General features: G+C 37.2%; 21 protein-coding genes. 12 read left to right on the forward strand and 9 right to left on the reverse strand.

Annotated elements, in window-relative coordinates; translation table 11 throughout:
• The first annotated feature begins 20 nt into the window (after nt 1–20).
• The 3 genes from gndA to pgl all read left to right on the forward strand — a co-directional run bounded on the left by gndA (nt 21) and on the right by pgl (nt 3,923).
• Nucleotides 21–1,445 (forward strand): NADP-dependent phosphogluconate dehydrogenase, encoded by a 1,425-nt coding sequence (gene gndA, locus ABDV71_RS10195; protein ID WP_343532344.1) that lies wholly within the window; start codon nt 21–23, stop codon nt 1,443–1,445.
• Between the two features lie 138 nt (nt 1,446–1,583).
• Nucleotides 1,584–3,092 carry a glucose-6-phosphate dehydrogenase gene (gene zwf, locus ABDV71_RS10200; protein WP_343532345.1) on the forward strand — a complete coding sequence of 503 codons (1,509 nt, stop codon included), beginning with the start codon at nt 1,584–1,586 and terminating at the stop codon, nt 3,090–3,092.
• A gap of 111 nt (nt 3,093–3,203) precedes the next feature.
• A complete protein-coding gene (gene pgl, locus ABDV71_RS10205; protein WP_343532346.1) occupies nt 3,204–3,923 on the forward strand; it encodes a 6-phosphogluconolactonase in 720 nt (239 codons plus the stop codon).
• Nucleotides 3,924–4,078: 155 nt separating this feature from the next.
• Here pgl and ABDV71_RS10210 read toward each other — a convergent pair whose 3' ends face one another.
• The 3 genes from ABDV71_RS10210 to ABDV71_RS10220 all read right to left on the reverse strand — a co-directional run bounded on the left by ABDV71_RS10210 (nt 4,079) and on the right by ABDV71_RS10220 (nt 7,733).
• Nucleotides 4,079–4,963 carry an exopolyphosphatase gene (locus ABDV71_RS10210; RefSeq protein WP_343532347.1) on the reverse strand — a complete coding sequence of 295 codons (885 nt, stop codon included), beginning with the start codon at nt 4,961–4,963 and terminating at the stop codon, nt 4,079–4,081.
• A 1-nt stretch (nt 4,964) separates the two neighbouring features.
• A complete protein-coding gene (ppk1, locus tag ABDV71_RS10215) occupies nt 4,965–7,019 on the reverse strand; it encodes a polyphosphate kinase 1 (protein ID WP_343532348.1) in 2,055 nt (684 codons plus the stop codon).
• A 90-nt stretch (nt 7,020–7,109) separates the two neighbouring features.
• A complete protein-coding gene (locus ABDV71_RS10220) occupies nt 7,110–7,733 on the reverse strand; it encodes a hypothetical protein (RefSeq protein ID WP_343532349.1) in 624 nt (207 codons plus the stop codon).
• A gap of 136 nt (nt 7,734–7,869) precedes the next feature.
• Between ABDV71_RS10220 and ABDV71_RS10225 the strand changes: the two genes are divergently transcribed.
• Together ABDV71_RS10225 and ABDV71_RS10230 are read left to right on the forward strand one after the other, a co-directional pair.
• Nucleotides 7,870–8,361 (forward strand): YajQ family cyclic di-GMP-binding protein, encoded by a 492-nt coding sequence (locus ABDV71_RS10225; RefSeq protein WP_343532350.1) that lies wholly within the window; start codon nt 7,870–7,872, stop codon nt 8,359–8,361.
• Nucleotides 8,362–8,467: 106 nt separating this feature from the next.
• Nucleotides 8,468–8,917: a GNAT family N-acetyltransferase gene (locus ABDV71_RS10230; protein ID WP_343532351.1), complete on the forward strand. Its 450-nt coding sequence runs from the start codon at nt 8,468–8,470 to the stop codon at nt 8,915–8,917.
• Here the strand turns inward: ABDV71_RS10230 and ABDV71_RS10235 are convergent.
• Nucleotides 8,914–9,354 carry a helix-turn-helix transcriptional regulator gene (locus ABDV71_RS10235; protein WP_343532352.1) on the reverse strand — a complete coding sequence of 147 codons (441 nt, stop codon included), beginning with the start codon at nt 9,352–9,354 and terminating at the stop codon, nt 8,914–8,916. The two genes, ABDV71_RS10230 and ABDV71_RS10235, sit on opposite strands and share 4 nt — an antisense overlap.
• Before the next feature lie 281 nt (nt 9,355–9,635).
• Here ABDV71_RS10235 and ABDV71_RS10240 point away from each other — a divergent pair, with 281 nt between their 5' ends.
• The gene (locus ABDV71_RS10240; protein WP_343532353.1) at nt 9,636–10,133 is read left to right on the forward strand and encodes a CPBP family intramembrane glutamic endopeptidase; all 498 of its coding nucleotides are present in this window, start codon (nt 9,636–9,638) and stop codon (nt 10,131–10,133) included.
• 35 nt (nt 10,134–10,168) lie between these two features.
• Here ABDV71_RS10240 and ABDV71_RS10245 read toward each other — a convergent pair whose 3' ends face one another.
• Both ABDV71_RS10245 and ABDV71_RS10250 read right to left on the reverse strand, forming a co-directional pair.
• Nucleotides 10,169–11,482 (reverse strand): nicotinamide mononucleotide adenylyltransferase, encoded by a 1,314-nt coding sequence (locus ABDV71_RS10245; RefSeq protein ID WP_343532354.1) that lies wholly within the window; start codon nt 11,480–11,482, stop codon nt 10,169–10,171.
• A gap of 290 nt (nt 11,483–11,772) precedes the next feature.
• Entirely contained in the window at nt 11,773–12,207 is a 435-nt protein-coding gene (locus ABDV71_RS10250) for an Hsp20/alpha crystallin family protein (protein ID WP_343532355.1), read from the reverse strand.
• Nucleotides 12,208–12,283: 76 nt separating this feature from the next.
• Between ABDV71_RS10250 and ABDV71_RS10255 the strand changes: the two genes are divergently transcribed.
• Nucleotides 12,284–12,772, forward strand: coding sequence for a thioesterase family protein (locus ABDV71_RS10255; RefSeq protein WP_343532356.1), 489 nt, complete (start codon nt 12,284–12,286; stop codon nt 12,770–12,772).
• A gap of 11 nt (nt 12,773–12,783) precedes the next feature.
• Here ABDV71_RS10255 and ABDV71_RS10260 read toward each other — a convergent pair whose 3' ends face one another.
• Complete coding sequence (locus ABDV71_RS10260) at nt 12,784–13,155, reverse strand: dihydroneopterin aldolase (protein ID WP_343532357.1); 372 nt, start codon at nt 13,153–13,155, stop codon at nt 12,784–12,786.
• Nucleotides 13,156–13,273: 118 nt separating this feature from the next.
• On the opposite strand from ABDV71_RS10260, the gene ABDV71_RS10265 reads away from it, so the two are divergent.
• The 5 genes from ABDV71_RS10265 (at nt 13,274) to ABDV71_RS10285 (ending at nt 16,213) form a co-directional block, all read left to right on the forward strand.
• Nucleotides 13,274–14,464, forward strand: a complete 1,191-nt coding sequence (locus tag ABDV71_RS10265; RefSeq protein WP_343532358.1) for an acyl-CoA dehydrogenase family protein — start codon at nt 13,274–13,276, stop codon at nt 14,462–14,464.
• 157 nt (nt 14,465–14,621) lie between these two features.
• Entirely contained in the window at nt 14,622–15,011 is a 390-nt protein-coding gene (locus tag ABDV71_RS10270) for a GxxExxY protein (RefSeq protein ID WP_343532359.1), read from the forward strand.
• A 122-nt stretch (nt 15,012–15,133) separates the two neighbouring features.
• The gene (locus tag ABDV71_RS10275) at nt 15,134–15,520 is read left to right on the forward strand and encodes an SRPBCC domain-containing protein (protein ID WP_343532360.1); all 387 of its coding nucleotides are present in this window, start codon (nt 15,134–15,136) and stop codon (nt 15,518–15,520) included.
• A 38-nt stretch (nt 15,521–15,558) separates the two neighbouring features.
• Nucleotides 15,559–15,927, forward strand: a complete 369-nt coding sequence (locus tag ABDV71_RS10280) for a nuclear transport factor 2 family protein (protein WP_343532361.1) — start codon at nt 15,559–15,561, stop codon at nt 15,925–15,927.
• Nucleotides 15,928–15,997: 70 nt separating this feature from the next.
• Nucleotides 15,998–16,213 (forward strand): hypothetical protein, encoded by a 216-nt coding sequence (locus ABDV71_RS10285; protein ID WP_343532362.1) that lies wholly within the window; start codon nt 15,998–16,000, stop codon nt 16,211–16,213.
• Between the two features lie 82 nt (nt 16,214–16,295).
• Here the strand turns inward: ABDV71_RS10285 and lysA are convergent, their stop codons facing one another.
• Nucleotides 16,296–17,456, reverse strand: coding sequence for a diaminopimelate decarboxylase (gene lysA / locus ABDV71_RS10290; RefSeq protein ID WP_343532363.1), 1,161 nt, complete (start codon nt 17,454–17,456; stop codon nt 16,296–16,298).
• Between the two features lie 232 nt (nt 17,457–17,688).
• Nucleotides 17,689–19,002 carry an aspartate kinase gene (locus ABDV71_RS10295; RefSeq protein ID WP_343532364.1) on the reverse strand — a complete coding sequence of 438 codons (1,314 nt, stop codon included), beginning with the start codon at nt 19,000–19,002 and terminating at the stop codon, nt 17,689–17,691.
• Nucleotides 19,003–19,126: the final 124 nt, after the last annotated feature.

The following is a 19,126-nucleotide window of genomic DNA, read 5'->3' on the forward strand; positions in this document are numbered from 1 at the left end:
TTTGTAAAAGCAACATAAAAATGAGTATCAACAACACTGAAAAGAGCTACAATTTCGGCATGATTGGTTTGGGAACCATGGGCAGAAACTTGTTATTAAATATGGCCGATCACGGTTTTTCTGTAACTGGACATGATAAGAGCGAAAAAATGCTTGCCCTGTTGGAAGAAGAAGGGAAAGCGCATCACCTAAAGGGATTTGCCAAAGTAGAAGATTTTGTAGAAAGCTTAACTTCACCGAAGACGATTATCTTATTAGTCCCTGCTGGTAAAATTGTAGATGAGGTAATTGCAGAAATTACGCCGTTGTTGAGTAAAGGTGATATTATTATCGATAGTGGAAACTCTTATTATGCCGATACGACCAGGAGGTCCAATGCTTTGAAGGAACAAGGCTTCCATTTTTTTGGAATGGGGATCTCAGGCGGTGAAGAAGGTGCTCGTTTTGGACCTAGCTTAATGCCTGGTGGAGATAAGGAAGCTTACAGTGTAGTAAAAGATTTGTTAGAAGCAGTATCTGCTAAAGTAAATGGCGAGCCTTGTGTGGCTTACATTGGTCCTGGCGCTTCCGGACACTTTGTTAAAATGACCCACAACGGAATTGAGTACGCCATTATGCAGTTATTGGCGGAGACTTATGATATTCTTAAAAATGGTTTGGGCTATAACAACGAGCAAATTCAACAAGTATTCGAAAAATGGAATAATGGTCGTTTGAAATCTTTCTTGATGGAAATTACCAAAGACGTTTTCTTGTTTAAAGATGAGAAGACTGGTAACTTATTGGTGGATGAAATTAAGGATCAAGCTAAATCTAAAGGAACTGGTAAATGGACGTCGCAGATTGCCATGGATGTTGAAATTCCTTTAAATACCATTGATGCTTCGGTAGCTGCAAGAAACTTATCTAAATTGAAAGATCTTCGTGTAGAATTGGAAGGCGCATTTGGTAAAGCAGCAAGCATTGCACACCACGATGATTTTGAAGCACAATTAGAGGAAGCGTTTTATTTTGCCATGGTATCGGCTTACGCCCAAGGTATGCATTTGTTATGGAAAGCTTCTGAAGAGTATGGTTATGAGCTAAATATGGCCGAAATTGCGAAGATTTGGAGAGGCGGCTGTATCATTCGCGCCGAGTTCTTGCAAGATATTTACGAAGCTTACCAAAAGCAACAGAACTTACAGCATCTTTATCAGGATGCTTCTATCCAACAAAAGCTTCAAAAAGGTTTAAAAGATACAAGAAATGTAATTGCTTCGGCCATAAGTGCTGGTATTGCGGTGCCTTGTTATGCGGCTGCCATTACTTATTTTGATACCTTGAAAACTGGTAGGATGCCTTCAAACTTAATCCAGGCGCAACGCGATTATTTTGGAGCGCATACTTTTGAACGTATTGACAGCGAAGGTGTTTTTCACGCAGAATGGAATAAATTAAGTTAAAAGTAAAAATTCAAAAGTTAAAAATTAGTCACCCATACAGTTGAAGCATTAAGAATAAATAGTTTACCATGCTTACTTAGATGAACTAAGGTGTCTAAGGTGGTTACTACGCATCATTAATGTCAAAGAACAATACAAATGAAAAAAGCAAGTAAACTTAATCCTACCATATTTGTAATTTTTGGTGGTACAGGCGATTTAAACAAGCGCAAACTGGCCCCAGCGCTATATAACCTATACACTGAAGGCTATATGCCCGCCAAATTCGCTATTATTGGCACTGGAAGAACGGCATTTACCGACGAGAAGTATCAGAAAGAGCTACTGCATAGCGTTAACGAATTCTCTAGAAGCGGAAAGGTTAAAAAAGATAAATGGGAAGTTTTTAGTCAGAGTATTCACTATTGCCCTATTGATATTAAATCGCAGCAAACTTTTGAGAACCTTAAAGGTGAAATTGAAAAGTATCAAGCTGATTTCGGTGATAAAACTCAAGTGATTTTCTATTTAGCAGTAGCTCCTAACCTATTTCCGTTAATTGCGCAATGCTTACACCAATATAAGCTTACTGGTAATGAAGAAAATTGCAGAATTGTAATAGAAAAGCCTTTTGGTCACGATTTAGAAAGTGCCAAAGAATTGAATTTGTTATTGAGTGGAATTTTTACCGAAAAGCAGATTTATAGAATAGACCATTATTTGGGTAAGGAAACCGTGCAGAACATGATGGCTTTCCGTTTTGCCAATTCACTGTTCGAGCCTTTGTGGAACCGTACCTATATTGAACATATCCAAATTTCCGTAACGGAACAATTGGGTGTTGGTGATAGAGGTGGTTATTATGAAGGTGCTGGTGCTTTGAGAGATATGATCCAGAACCACTTGCTGCAGTTACTTTGTTTAGTAGGCATGGAAGCCCCCATTTCTTTCAACGCTGATGAAATTAGGGATAGAAAAGTAGAAGTATTAAGAGCTGTTAGACCATTTAAACCTGAAGAAATCAGTTCGCATGCCGTACGTGGACAATACAGTAAAGGTTGGGTAGAAGGTAAAGAAGTGCCAGGTTACCGTTCTGAAAATGGTGTAGATGCTCATTCAAATACGGAAACTTTCGCTGCGGTTAAGTTCTTTATTGATAATTGGCGCTGGCAAGGCATTCCTTTCTACTTGCGTACAGGTAAGCGAATGAACCAAACCTCATCCATCATTACCATTCAGTTCAAGGATGTTCCACACCACATTTTCTCTAATAACGTAGCAGAAACTTGGCAACAAAACAGATTGATCATCAGCATTCAACCAGAAGCGAGTATCAGGCTGCAAGTGCAATCTAAACGTCCTGGACTGGATATGGTGCTAAATCCTGTTGATATGGTATTTAATTATAAAGGTACTTATGAGAACGATTCGCCTGAAGCTTACGAAACCTTGCTTTTAGATGCCATTTTGGGGGATCAAACCCTATTTATGCGTGGTGATCAGGTAGAGGCTGCTTGGGAATTGGTAATGCCAATCATCCATACCTGGGAAAATAAAAAATCCTTGAGTTTCCCTAATTACGCTGCCGACAGCTGGGGCCCGGAAGAAGCCGAAGCCTTAATTGCTAGAGATGGCTATCACTGGTTTACTTTACCGATTAAAGAATAATCTCCTCACCGTCATTTCGATGAGGAGGAACGACGAAGAGAAATCTAGCAACTTTGCATGGAGTTAGATTTCTCCTTATTCTTCGTCGAAATGACGATAAAAGAAAGACTAATGAAACTAAACATATTTAAAAGCCAAGCTGAACTTAACGAGCAGTTAGCACAATACGTTATTGAAATTTACAATAAGACGATTGCTGAAAAGAACCGTTTTGATTTTGTACTTACTGGCGGAAGTTCGCCAAAAGGACTTTACCAACTGCTATCCACTACTTACAAAGCACAAATAGATTGGGATAAGGTGTATTTCTTTTTTGGTGATGAGCGTACCGTATTGCCTTTTGAAAAGGATTACAATGGCTTAATGGCCAAAGAGAGCTTTTTTGATAATTTAGAATTGAAAGATGGCCATGTTTTTTATGTAGATACCAATTTATCTCCAGAAGAAGCCGCTGCTGATTATAAAGAGAAATTAGACCAACATTTTGGCAATTCGGCCATTGTTTTTGATTTGATTTTATTGGGCATGGGCGATGATGCACATACGGCTTCTATTTTCCCTCATACTACATTAGTGACCAATCAAGAGGCTACGGTGGCTAGTGTTTGGGTAGAGAAGCTAAATACCAATAGGGTAAGCTTAACAGCGCCTTTGATTAATCAAGCTAAAAATATTGCATTTATTACTTTTGGTACTAATAAGGCCGAAGCTTTACATAAGGTTTTAGGTGCTGATAAGGACTATGCAAGCTATCCGTCGCAATTGATCAATCCTGTGAATGGTAATTTGCAATGGTTTGTGGATGAGGCTGCAGCGAGTTTGTTGGGATAGTTTTTAGAGAGGCTTACGAAGTTTTCGAAACCTCGTAAGCCTTTTGCAATGTCGCTGATGTTCCCGTCATTTCGAGCAGAACGCAGTGAAGTCGAGAAATCTAACGATTTACTATGCTAGATTTCTCTCTACGTTCGAAATGACGAACAAGGTTTCTATAAATTTTCTTCAATCAACAAGTTGATGATTCCGTCAACCATCCCTACCTTGGGAACAAAAATTTGCTTCACTCCTGCCCATTTCATAATAGTAAGGTATATTTCACAAGCTGGAATAATTACATCGGCTCTGTCTGGGTTCAATTTCAATACCGAAATACGTTCTTTTAAGGAATAAGCATTCAGCTCATTGTACATGTTCTTAAGTTTTAAGAAAGATAAAGGCATGTCGTCTTTCTCACCACTCATTCTAAACAACTTATTAATGTTGCCCCCAGTACCAATTCCCACTACTTGTTTTAATTCTTTGGTATGGTGCTTTATCCATTCCTTCATCTCGTTCCAGGTTTCTTCCTTATCTTGATTGTCGAGGATACGAATGGTGCCAATGTTAAAGGATTTAGAAGCGACAGGTTGTTTGTTTACGAAAACAGAAATTTCAGTACTGCCACCGCCTACATCAATATAAAGATAGCTTTTCTTAATGTCTAAGTTCTCTTCGATATGATTGGAATAGATGATGCTGGCCTCACGTTGTCCTTCAATAATTTCAATATCTATATTGGCCAATTTCTTTACTTTCTCAATGACGTTCTTGCCATTTTTTGCCTCACGCATAGCGGATGTTGCACAGGCTAAATATTCCGAAACATGGTAAACATCCATCAGATTTCTGAACGCCGTCATTGTTTTCACCAAGTCATCAATCTTTTTGGGAGACAGTTCCTGGTCTAAAAACGCATCATCGCCCAAACGTAAAGGTACCCTTACCAAGGTGTTCTTTTTAAAACCGGGTTCTTTGCCCTCACCTTGTTGGGTAATGTCTGCAATTAATAAACGTACTGCGTTGGAGCCAATGTCAATGGCGGCATATCTTAACATGTTACTGATGCTTGTTTTTTAGATAAGTATAAGTTTGAACTTGTGCTCTTATTTTACTTGTGGATCTATTTTTGTGATATCTATTGTCGTTAGCTTTGGTAATGCTTCTGGCTTTTACATTATCTTGAAGCTGAAAATCAATAATGTCTCTGATTTCCTGTTTCACCTCTTCATCTAAAATTGGAAAGCCAACTTCTACCCTATGCTCAAAATTACGGGACATTAGATCAGCCGAAGAAAGGAACATTTCTTCTTTGCCATTGTTTCCAAAAATGAAAATTCGGGCGTGTTCCAAAAATCTGTCAATGATGCTAATAACGGTAATGTTTTCGCTATAGCCTTTTACTCCTGGAACTAAGCAGCAAATGCCACGCACAATTAATTTAATCTGTACCCCAGCATTGCTGGCTTCGTACAACTTTTCTACTATTCCTTCGTCGGCCAAGCTATTTACTTTTAAAATCATGTAAGCAGCTTTCCCAGCTTTGGCATTTTTGATTTCTCTATCAATCAGGCTATAAATGCGGTTCCTTGAGTCGATTGGAGAAACAATTAGATTTTTGAAGCCTTTGGCTACGGTCCGCTTATTTAAGGCGCCAAATAGTTTTACCAATTCGGAGGTAATTTCTGTATTGGTAGTGAAAATGCTATGGTCGCAATAAATACGGGCGGTTTTTTCATTGAAGTTACCCGTAGCTAAATTGGCGTAATAAGTGGTTTTCCTTTTATCAATTCGTTTAACCAAACAAATTTTAGAGTGAACTTTAAAGTCAGTTAGACCGTAATTTACATTCACTCCTTCTTCCATTAAGCGGTTGGTCCAGAAAATATTGGCACTTTCATCAAAACGGGCTTTTAGTTCTACCAAACAATTAACGGTTTTACCATTTTTGGCAGCATTGATCAGTGCATTTACTACTTTAGAGTTTTCAGCTAATCGATATAGAGTAATATTGATTTCTGTTACTTTGGGGTCAATGGCGGCCTCTCTCAAAAACAAAATGATATAATCGTACGACTGGTAAGGTAAGTGCACTACATAATCTTTTTCGGCTATTTTTTTAAAAAGGCTTTCCGTACGGTGCAAGTCCTTAACTTTTAGCGCGGGCATTGGTGCATATTCCAGTTCCTTACCACCTACATTTGGAAAGGCAATAAAATCGCCAAAACGATGATATTTGTTGCCTGGTATAAGTCCATCAGCTCCTACTTTAAGTTTGCTTACCAAGAAGCTCAGCATATCAAATGGCATATCGCTATCGTACAATAATCGCATAGGTTTGCCACGTTTTCTCTTATCGATACTTTTGCGAAGCTCTTCTATGAACTTGTCGCTTACATTTTTATCGATATCAAGTTCCGCATCTCTGGTGAGCTGAATAGAAAATGCCTGTATTTCTTTATAATTGAATACGTAGAAGATGTCGTCCAAGCAATACTTGATGATGTCTTCTAAAAGGATGATAAATTTAAGGTCATTCGTTTCTGGAAGTACCAAGAATCTAGAAATGCTATCTGGAAGTTCCAAAATGGCATACTTTCGGTTTTTTCCCGCATTATTGGAAAGTTGTACAAAAAAGTATAAAGCCCGATCTTTTAACTCTGGAAAAGGCTTGTTTACATCAATCATAATAGGTACCAAGTTGGATAAAATCTTGTCCCTGAAATGTTGGCGCACAAACTCGCCCCTAGCCACGTTGAGTTGAGTGTAATTTAGGATGAAAATACGTTTTTGAGCAAGTTCCGTGATAAGAATATCCTGAAAAAGCGTTTCAAAGCGTCGTTCCAGTTTTACTACAATATTTTTAATCTCATCAAGTACCTTTTTAGGGTTGAAACCTAAAAGTGCTTTAGCCTTTTCATTCAAATTTATCAAGCGGTTTAAAGAAGCCACCCTTACGCGATAAAATTCGTCGAGGTTTGAAGAGAAGATGGATAAGAACTTAATGCGCTCTATTAAGGGCACTGTCTCATCTGCCGCTTCTTGCAGCACACGTTCGTTAAAGTATAACCAACTAATTTCCCTATTTAAAAATGGTAGCTTTTTCTTGGCCATTTAGGTATTAAAAAAATCCCAATAATGGGATTTCCAAATTTGAAAAATTTAATGTTAAGTTATGATTAATTGTAGGTTAACAAAAACCAATTATTTAACATTAGTTTTTTTTGTAGTGCGTGGTTTGGATGCCCTTGCAGTACTGGTTTGTACAGCTTTAGTCGGTTCTTTTGGTGTTGCTGCTTTGGTAGTGGAGGTTTTTGCCACTGGTTTAGCTGCTACAGTTGTTTTTTTTGCTACGCTTTTAGGAGCGTTGATCGTAGCGGTAGTTGTAGCTGCTGGCTTTTTAATGGGTGCTTTTACAGCCTTGGCTACTTTTTCTTCGCTTTCTAAAGGAGCTACTTTAACGCTGCTCGCTACTGGCTTTGCCTTTTTAACCGCCTTTTTAACAATTTTGGTAGTGGTTTTGTCAATCTTTTTTAGTGGCTTTACCTCTTTCTTTTCTGCTTTTTTTGCCTTCACCACTTTTTCTTTTTTAGAAGTGGTAATGTCTTCAATTTTATGTTCAACAGCCTCTTTTACCCCAGTAAAGGTTTTGGCTATTTTTTTGGCTACGGCTTTACTGGCTTTAGCTACATCGGCACCCAATGCTTCTGCATTATGGCCCAAGCCTTTCACGGCTTCTAAGAACTTTTCCGTTAAACTTTGCTCTAACTGTTTTTTAACCGCCTTTTTGGCTGATTTTCTTGATGTTTTGGACTTATTGGTTTTCATGTGTTTGAGATTGATTAGAAGGTAATGTTAACATCGCGATTTGTGTTTTTTTTGAAATCATGATGGTTTACAGGTATTTTTTCGTTTTTTTATGACAAATTAAATTTATCAATTCTTTTTCAATTAAGATAATATCATGCCAAGTTTCGATATCGTAAGCAAAATAGATGGTCAAACGTTAGACAATGCTATTAACAATGCCAAAAAGGAAATTTTAAACCGTTATGATTTCCATTCTTCAAACAGCAGCATTGAGCTGGATAAGAAAACCAATATCATTACCATTTTAACTGAGGATGATATGCGTTTAAAGGCTATCATCGATTCGATTATTTCCCGTATGATGAAACAACATTTGGATGCAAATAGTTTGGATTTTGGTAAGGAAACCATTGCTTCTGGAAATATGATTAGAAAAGAGGTAAAGGTAAAGGAAGGTATAGATAAGGAAACTTCTAAAAAAATTGTTGCTAAAATTAAGGATAGCAAGATCAAAGTACAGGCTTCGATGATGGAAGACCAAGTGCGGGTACAGGGTAAAAATATTGACGATTTACAGAAAGTAATTCAACTATGCAGAGCTGAGGATTTTGGACAGCCTTTGCAGTTTATTAACATGAGAAACTAGGCTGGTTTACGATTTTAGATTTACGGATTACAATTGAAGTGTAATCTACATCGCTACAAACTGGTTCCTAGCCACTAATTCCTAACACTAGTGACTGATTACTAAAATGGAAATCAAAGAGAATGGGTTTATCTTTTCAGATGACCGCAATTTAGTCGATGTAAAAGCGGTACACCACTACCTCAGTACACAGTCTTACTGGGCAAAAGGCATCCCTTTTGAATTGGTACAAAGAGCCATAGAAAATTCACTTTGTTTTGGCATTTATAAAAATCAACAGCAGGTAGGATTTGCCCGTTGGGTTACAGATAGGACTACTTTTGCATATTTATGCGATGTTTATGTAGAAGAGGCTTTTCGTGGTTTAGGGCTATCTAAGAAACTGATGTCGTTAATGCTTTTCCATCCAGATTTGCAAGGTTTGCGCCGATATCAATTGGCCACTTTGGATGCGCATGGTTTGTATGAGCAATTTGGTTTTAAAGCTCTTGAAAATCCGGAACGTCAAATGGCCATTGTGTTTAAGGATTTGTACAGTAGGGATGCTAAACGCTAACGCCAAATACGTAGCAATAATAGCATGTAAAAAGCCACAAATGCACCAATCAAAATTAAGAATTCAAAAGTAGTTTCCGGAAATGTCGCAGACTGTGCCAAAAAAGCTGCAGCAATAATTATTGATAAAATAGCGGAGCCCAAACTTAAAATCACTTTTTTTAGATTTGATGATTTAGGTTGCCGCTTTGGTACAACGGACGAAGATTCTGCAATTTCGAAGGTTAAAAAATGCTCTAATTGTTTAAGGGTATAGCTGCGAGGCTTCACATTTGCATTTTCAATACGTTGCAAAGACCTTAGATTAATACCGGCCAAGTCTGAAAGTTCCTTTTGCGTGTATCCTTTCGCCATCCTGGCATTTTTTACCATTTCACCTATTTGCTCCACATCTAAGGTAGAATAATCTATTTTTTGAGGGACGGCAGAGGACGGCATATGGACGGCATTTTGATTGACGGCTTAATTTCAATATTTAAATGTAGTAAAATTGCCGAAAAACAAATCTAATGATCGCTATTTTAGTTACGTTGTTGCTCTCCTATTTTCTTTTACGTTATGTTAAAAGTGATTTCTCTGTCTTGGGTTTAACCCCTAGTTTACAACGGAGCAATTATTTTTTTATAGGATTAATAACTGCTTTGGTTTTCATAGTTGCCTTGAAGTTTGTCATTTCGTATGCGGTTCAAAATCCATACTTGCTTAACAAGAACTATCATTTGAACTCATTTTTTTCAGGTTTATGGTATGTTGTTAAAAGTGTGGTTTTGGAAGAATTGGTATTTAGAGGAGCGATATTTTACTTGCTTATTCAAAAAATAGGCTTTAAAAAAGCAATTTGGGTATCGGCACTTGCCTTTGGAGTGTACCACTGGTTTTCCTACGGAATTATCGGACAACCTGTACAGATGTTAATAGTGTTGTTAATGACGGGCTCTGTTGGGTATGTTTTAGGTTTGGCCTATCATCGAAGTAAAACGTTGTACTTGCCCATTGCATTGCATTTGGGCTATAATATAGCCAACATGATTATATTTTCTGGAGAAAAAAGTATTGGCGTGCAATTGCTGCAAAAGAAATATACTGTTGATCCTGTAGAACCTGCTGCATGGTTGGGGGTACCTTTGCTTCTATTGCATTATGTAGGATTCCAATTGGTGTGCTATTTTCTGATCAAAAGCATAAAAGAATCATTAGCTACAAATGCACAGACTTGATATTTGTCCATGCATCTGTAGCATAAGAAGAAATATTAAACGGTTTTAACCTCTCCCTGGTTATAATCCTTAATGTCGGTGATGTAGTTGTTTAAAATCAAGAAATCAAACAAAGGTTTAGCTTCTGGCGATACCGGCATGTTTTCCGTAGTAATTACGGTATTGGTTTTCTTATCCAAGAAGGGATAAGCGAATAACCTTACATTTCTACTAAACATGTCGTTTACATAGCTCAACAAGTGACCAGTATAGTTTTCGCCGAAGTTAGCAGAGTTGAATACAAATTTTAGGTTGTTGATATTGGTAGACATACCTACACTTTTGGGTTTGCATCTATCTAAATATTTGGCCAGCCTATTTTTTCTTGTGAAGTTAGATACAATTACAAAGTTGCCTGTTTTGCACATTTCTTCTGCCCTTTTTGCAACCACTTCTAAATCAATATCATCTGGTGTTTCTTGTGCGGCAGTCAATACGTTGGTGATCAATACCTCAATCATGACGATCATGTTGTTATCTTCGACTTTATTGATCAGTTTAAACTGGTCTGTAGCTTTGTTAAATAAACTAAAGTTAGGATTTGATTTTTGTCCATATTTGGTTCTCAAAATCATCACATCCTTTTTGTAAAGTAAGTCTTTGGCTTGTCGTGGATGTGCATCTACGTCAAAAATTGCGGCTGTAGAGAAGTCCTTAACGATTAAGTATAAGTTTAAAAGTAGATTGTTGACGTCTTTAAATGCAGGTCCTTGAACAGAAATCAAATCAATTTCAACCGAGCCTACGTTGAGGTTGTCTACCAGTGACTCAATCATTTTCTTTGAATCGTTGGCATAATAAAAAGCCGCATATATTAAGTTTACACCAATCATTCCCAAAACACGTTGCTGCATTTGCACGTCGGTATCCAACAGACGTACGTGGAAGTAGATTTCGTTAGGTAATTCACCTGGCTCGCTCTGGAAACGAAGTCCTACCCAACCATGAGGATCATTAGTACGCGTATAATTTAAGGTAGTAACAGTATTTGCAAAAGCGAAAAAGGTTTTTTCTTTATGTTTTTCGCCTTTTAACCTATCTAAAAGCAGTGTGTATTCGTGGTCGAGCATTTTAAGCAATCTATTTTGGCTTACATATCTGCCCGATTCCTCGGCACCGTAAATCTCGTCGCTAAAAGTCATGTCGTAAGCCGAAATGGTTTTTGCTACGGTTCCAGAGGCAGCTCCAACATTAAAGAAAGCTCTGGAAACTTCTTGTCCTGCACCTATTTCTGCAAAAGTGCCGTAGATTTTAGGGTTAAGGTTAATTTTTAGTGCTTTACGCTTAATATCGATGATTTCTTGTTGCATGCCGCAAAATTACTAAAATCGCTTCATTCCTACAGGGTGTCGTTTAATTTGGTTTGGTTCTAAACTAGATTGGCAGCTACAGCTGCACAGATAGGTATGGGAGGTTGTTTAATTTATAATTTAAATAGTATGAGATTGCTTCGTGCCTCGTAAAGACTATATGAAGTCCTTCACTGTGAGGTTCGAAGCAATCTTTATAAAAATGGCTAAAGCAAACAAGGGCAACATTTTTCAATGCGCCCTTGCAACCTTAAACTCACTACCCAAAAATGGGTATTCAAACCATTGTATTATGAAACTACAATTTCTTTATGCTCGTCTTTTGCTTTCTCTTTTTTGCCAATCGTAATGTTCAATATTCCATTGATATATTCGGCATTAATTTTCTCTGTATCAACTCCTTCTGGCAATACAAATGATCTTGCAAAAGAAAAATATTCAAACTCTTTACGGGTGTAGTCTTTTTGTTGGTCAGTCTGTTCGTTTTTCTTTTCCGCCCAAACAGAAAGTTGGTCTTTTTTTAACTCTATTTTAAAGTCCTCTTTGCTTAACCCAGGTGCGGCCAATTCAATTTTAAAATCTTCTGTAGTTTCTAAGATGTTTACCGCTGGCATTTTGCTTACACCATAGTTTTTATTTAAGGCATCACTAAACAAAGAATCGAATACGTTGTTAAAGTATGGTGCTGTGTTTCTGGTTCTGTTGTTGAATTTAACTAAGCTCATTTTATATTCCTCCGTAATTTTTATTTTTTTTATTGATAAATACCCTTATTCAAACCATGTTCCAATCCTATAAAATATGATATTTAAGACATTTTGGCGTAAAAAAGAAAATAATAAAGACAAAAAGTCAGTTTTAGAAAGTAAAACAGACATATTTAAGTATAGAACTGATTTGGAAATGCGTTTTACCGACCTAGATATGATGGGCCATGTGAACAACGCGATGTATTTTACCTATATGGAAATTGGTCGTACCAAGTATTGGACACAGGCCATACAATGGGATTGGAAAAAAACAGGAGTAGTAATTGGGCAGGCAAGCATCACTTATTTAAAACCGCTGCATTTAGGTGATAAAATCAGTATCTATGTACGTACTTCGCGTATTGGTAATACCAGTTTTGATTTAGAATATATGATGGTTAAAACCGTTAATGGCGAAGAAGTAATTTGTAGCAAGGGAAAAACCGTTTGTGTGGTGTATGATTACGAGACAAAAAGCCCCGTTGCTATTCCCGATAGAGAGCGTGCCAAGATGATTGAATTTGAACAGTTGGAAAGTTAAAAGTTGAGAGTTTAAAGCTTTTCTTCGTCTGCTTTATAGCTTAATTCAACAAAAGAATGCCCTATTTCACCCGGCATGGGTGGATTCATTTTTCTAATGCCAACTTTTGCGGTAAGGATAAAAGGATAATTACGTTTTACTTCTGCCAAGATATTGGTTACCACAGTTTCTAGCAATTTTTGTGTTTGTTTCATCTCCTTAAGAATGATTTGGTTAAGCACTTCGTAATTAACCGTTTTATCTAGATTTTCGGTATCACCATGCGGCTTAAAGGTTACTTCGGTATCTACCAGGAAATTACATCCAATCAAATGTTCTTCTGGATAGAAACCATGAAAGGCGTGACATCTTACATCTCTCAACGCAACAGTTTGTATATACATTTGAATTTAAAGTTTGGTAGCGCAATATTAGCTAAATTTTATTTAGGGATTGAGGTATTTTGCTAACTTTGGACGACAACCATTTATAAACCATTAATCCGCTAAACCTATTTAAAAAATGAGTAAATCTGCGAAAAAAGACCTTTACGAAGCACCTGATTATTATTTGGTAGACGAACTTTTATCTGAAGAGCATTTGTTGATTCGATCAACGGTGAGAGATTGGGTAAAAAAAGAGGTGAGTCCAATTATTGAAGATTATGCGCAACGTGCAGAGTTCCCAAACCAGTTGATTAAAGGTTTGGGCGAAATTGGCGCCTTTGGCCCTACTATTCCGGTAGAGTATGGCGGCGCTGGTTTGGATTATACTGCTTATGGTATTATTATGCAGGAAATTGAACGTGGTGATTCGGGGATTCGTTCTACGGCTTCCGTTCAGGGATCATTAGTGATGTATCCTATTTACGCTTACGGTACAGAAGAACAACGTAAAAAATATTTGCCAAAATTGGCTACTGGTGAGTTGATGGGCTGTTTTGGATTAACAGAGCCTGATCACGGCTCAAACCCTGGGGGCATGGTGAGCAATATTAAAGATATGGGCGACCATTATCTCTTAAATGGTGCCAAAATGTGGATATCTAATGCTCCTTTTGCTGATATTGCTGTAGTTTGGGCTAAGGATGAGGAAGGTAAAATTAAAGGGATGGTATTGGAGCGCGGTATGGAAGGTTTTACCACCCCAGAAACGCATAACAAGTGGAGCTTGAGGGCTTCGGCTACTGGTGAATTGGTATTTGATAATGTTAAGGTGCCAAAAGAAAATGTTTTTCCAGAAATAAGAGGCTTAAAAGGTCCTTTGGGATGTTTAAACCAAGCTCGTTATGGAATTGCTTGGGGTGCTTTGGGCGCTGCCATGGATTGTTATGATACGGCTTTACGTTATTCGAAGGAACGTGTTCAGTTTGGTAAGCCTATTGGTGGCTTTCAGTTGCAACAAAAGAAACTCGCTGAAATGATTACCGAGATTACAAAAGGTCAGTTATTGGTTTGGCGTTTAGGTCAATTAAAGAGCGAAAATAGGGCTTCTGCCGAGCAGATTTCAATGGCCAAGCGTAACAGTGTAGAAATTGCTTTGGATGTGGCTCGTAACGCTCGTCAAATGTTGGGTGGTATGGGTATTACGGGTGAATATTCAATCATGCGCCATATGATGAACCTTGAATCGGTAGTAACTTATGAGGGAACACATGACGTTCATTTACTTATTACTGGTATGGATGTGACTGGAATAAATGCCTTTAAATAAGATCCCACTTCCTTTGCTTTATCAGGATTTACAGGATATGAAGATTTTCAAGATTATGGTTTTGTAATGAGTTGGTATCTTAAATACAAGTAGGCAAAGCGTTTTTAAATCTTTAATTAAAGTAAATCCTGATCCAGACAATTTACACGCTTAAAAAATGACTATCGATGAAATTACATACAAGGTAAACGGTTGTGCTATGAAAGTGCATAACACCTTGGGTAATGGGTTTCAAGAAGTAATTTATCAAAGATGTTTGGCTATTGAATTAAGTAAAGTTGGTTTAATATTTGCCAGAGAAGTAGAACAGACCATCTTTTACGAAGATATTGAAGTGGGTATTAGAAGAGCAGATTTCATCATTGAAAACCAAGTGGTCGTGGAACTTAAAGCTGTGATTAATTTAGAAGATGCTCATTTAGCCCAAGCTAAAAACTATGTAACGGCTTACAAATTTCCCATAGGTCTATTAATTAATTTCGGTAGCACAAGTTTGCAGTTTAAAAAAGTTTATAATTCAAATGCGAGATATAACCCGTCATTGTAACGATAGGTATTTGTAGAATTGAGGGTTTTTCATTATCATAATCACAAAATAAAAATATTTAATCAATAAGAAATTAATAAGACATTTGTAATCCTATAAATCCTAAAATCCAGTAAATCCTGATGAAGACATTTAAGAAATACATACTCCTGCCCGCTCCTCCCGAAGAAGTTTATTTAGGTTTAACCAAAGCACAAAGTATCCAATTATGGACAGGTGCCGAAGTGGAATTTACGGAAGAAGTAGGTGCTGAGTTTTCCTTTTGGGACGGTGATATTGTGGGGAAAAACCTTGAACTGGAACCTGGAAAAAAGATTGTTCAACAGTGGTATTTCGGTGAGGAAAATGAACCTTCTATTGTCACCATCAAATTGCACCCTGATAAAAAAGGCACGTCTTTGGAGTTTGTACAAACGAATATCCCAGAGGAAGATTTTAAAGAATTTACAGAAGGAATTAATGAGTATTATTTAGGGGGTATAGCTGATTTCTTTGAACTCGAATACTAATAGGTCTTATAAGCTCTTTATAAAAAAGCTAAGAAGTGATGACAAAGAATGAGGTTTTAAACTTAGAGGATAGACTATACAAAGCTATCAAGGAAAGTGATATAAAAGCGCTTGATGAGTTATTGCATGATGATTTGCTTTTTATGACTCCAAATGGAGACGTAATAACTAAAGAAATTGACTTAAATACTTATGGCACAGGTGATCTAAATATAAATGAACTTACACCTAAGGTCGAAAATCTGAACATTATTCATGACCTGGCAGTAATTACATTAACCATAAGATTAAAAGGGAATTATAAGACGGAACCGTTTGAGGCTAATTATCGTTATATCCGATTTTGGAAAGAGTTTACTGAAGGCGTTAAAGTTATTGGCGGAAGCGGAACTCAAATCATAATCTAAACTTATAAAGTGCCAGATAATCCATAAAACAATTTTTACTAATTGCTGTTCCCTAATAAAATTAAATATCATGGGAAAATCATTAGGTGTTTTATTGATTGTAGTTGGATTGGTTATGTTGGTATGGAGTGGCTTTACCTATACCAAAAAAGAAAAAATCATTGATGCTGGTGCTATTGAAATTACAGCGGATAAACAAGAAACAGTGAATTGGCCACCATACGTGGGGGCTTTAGCCATGGTTGCTGGAGTTATTATTTATATAGCAGCCAAACGGAGGCAATAAAAAGCCAGCTAACTATTTCGTTTCGCTGGCTCTAATAATGCAAGATTTTAATATTTAAAACATCAAGAAATGTTTTTATGGGTTATGATGGAGTAACATCATCACTAGTTACTGTAACAATGGCATCACGTAAGTTATAATTTGAAGCCATTACCTCGCCATAAGCACCAGTACTTCTAATCGCAATCAGGTCATTTCTAAAAGTTTCTGGTAAGGCAACTTCTTTTCCAAAACAATCCGTGCTTTCGCAAATCGGCCCTACTACATCATACTTGACAGCGTTCGATTTTTGGCTCAAATTCTCAATTTGGTGATAGGCTTGGTAAAGCGCCGGACGCATTAACTCAGTCATCCCTGCATCCAATACAATGAAATTCTTTTTCTTACCGTTTTTTACATAAAGCACACGACTGATTAACGATGAAGACTGACCTACCAAGGCCCTACCCAGTTCAAAGTGTACTTCCTGATGAGGTTTAACTTCCAAGAAGTCAGCAAAAATTTTAAAATATGCTTCAAAATCTGGAATTTGGGCATTTGGATGATGGTAATCGATACCTAAGCCACCACCAACGTTCAATACTTTAACCGTAAAGCCTTTGTCCTCAAACCAAGCAGCAAATTCATTTACACGAACACAAAGGTTTTTGTAAACATCCAAATTGGTAATTTGAGAACCGATGTGGAAATGGATACCTACAAATTCTAAATTGGCCGATGCGTTTAAAATCTCGGCCGCCGCAGGCATATCCCATGAATTAATGCCAAACTTGTTTTCATCCAAACCGGTGGTAATGTTCGCATGCGTATGGGCATCAACATTTGGGTTAATGCGGATAGCCACTTTTGCTATTTTCTGTTTCTTTGCCGCCAAATCGTTAATTACCTGTAGTTCCTGTAACGATTCTACGTTGAAGCAGAAAATATCCTGGTCCAAAGCGTAGTTAATTTCCTTATCCGATTTTCCAACACCAGCAAAAACCACCTTATTTTTTGGAAATCCGCTTTCAATCGCCTTTCTAACCTCTCCACCACTTACACAGTCGGCGCCAAAGCCAGTTGCTTTAATTTGTGCCAAAACCTTGTCGTTAAAGTTGGCTTTCATGGCGTAATGTACATGAAAATTGTAGGTGCTGGCTGCATTACTACAAGCTTTCAGCGTGTCACGCAGCAAGTTAAGGTCGTAATAGTAAAATGGCGTTTCTAAATTAGAAAAATGTGCTATATCTTTATCCGAAAACATAATCTTGAAATTTATACTTATCCTCTTCCTCGCCTTTTTAGGTTTTATTTATGCAGGCAACTACATCGACTATCGTCAAGGTAATATTAGCCGCAGAGAATTTGAAAGAAGAGTCCGTATCTCAATTGTACTGATATTAATCGTTATTTTTATCTATTTCTACTATCGTTGATTTCGAAAAGTAATTTTTAAGACCTTATAGGTTTATCGACATGCTGCCTAATAAATGAGATTACTCAAAAATCCTGTTGTGCAAGCTTCTCAAAGCCTCAACTTTATCCTCTGTTTTTACCAATAAAGAAATATTGTAAGCACTACCTCCATATGAAATCATCCTTACTGGAATGTGCTTAATCGAATCTAATACTTTTGCGGCAAAACCATGTTTCTCGGCACCAAAATCGCCTACTACACAAATAATGGTTTGGTCTCTATCCAATTCCACGCTACCAAAAGAATTTAGCTCCTCTAGAATTTTATCTAAATTGTCCGTAAAATCAACGGTTAAGGAAACTGCGACCTCCGAAGTGGTGATCATATCGATTGGTGTTTTGTAGCGCTCAAATACTTCAAAAACCTTACGCAAGAAACCATAGGCCAATAACATTCGGCTCGATTGGATTTTGATGGCTGTGATACCGTCTTTAGCAGCAATAGATTTGATTTTCCCTTTTTCACTTTCGGTGCTGATTACCGTTCCCAAAGCTTTTGGTTCCATGGTATTGAGTAAGCGTACTGGGATTTTATATTTCTGTGCAGGAAATACCGATTGTGGGTGCAAAATTTTGGCCCCAAAATAAGCTAGCTCGGCAGCCTCGTCAAATGACAGGTGAGAAATAGGTTTGGTACCTTTCACCACGCGAGGGTCGTTATTGTGCATGCCATCAATATCTGTCCAAATTTGCACTTCATCTGCTAAAATGGCCGCTCCTAACAATGAAGCGGTATAATCACTACCACCACGACGTAAGTTATCTACTTCGCCAAAGCTATTTCTGCAAATAAAACCTTGTGTAATAAACACTTTGTTTTCAGGATTTGCTTCCAAAAGTGGTGTTAAGCTTTCTGTAGTATAAGGAATCACAGGTTCATTATCCTCATCAATTTTCATAAAATCCAAAGCTGGCAATAACACCGAAGGCACACCAATAGATTTTAGATATACATGGTAAAGTGTGGTTGAAAGTAATTCACCTTGAGCCAAAACCACTTTATCTTCAATAGCCGTAAAAACATTGTTGGCCAAAGAAAGTAGAAAGTTGAAATGATAATCAACTACTTCTTGACCTTGCTCTCTAAATTCGCCAGCGGGCAAAAGTTCTATAACAAAATCATTATATTTTTCTTGTAAAGCTTTAATTAATTCGGTGCCCTTCTTCTTGTCCTCCTTCAGTAACGCATTTGAAATCTCTACCAAACTATTTGTAGTTCCAGACACTGCTGATAATACTACAATCTGTCTTTCTGATGGATCAATAATATCCAACAGTTTTTTCATACGTTCTGGGCTACCAACCGAGGTACCACCGAATTTTAAAATTTTCATTTTTGAGTTATAGAATATAGAATTTTGTTATAATTGTAACGGGGCGTGAAAATAAATAAAAGACTGTTAATTTTTATCAAAGTATCGAAATAAAATGCGGTTTTTTTATTTTTGACCCAACCCT

The organism is Pedobacter sp. (assembly GCF_039594775.1).
In the GTDB taxonomy this organism is placed as follows: Bacteria; Bacteroidota; Bacteroidia; order Sphingobacteriales; family Sphingobacteriaceae; genus Pedobacter.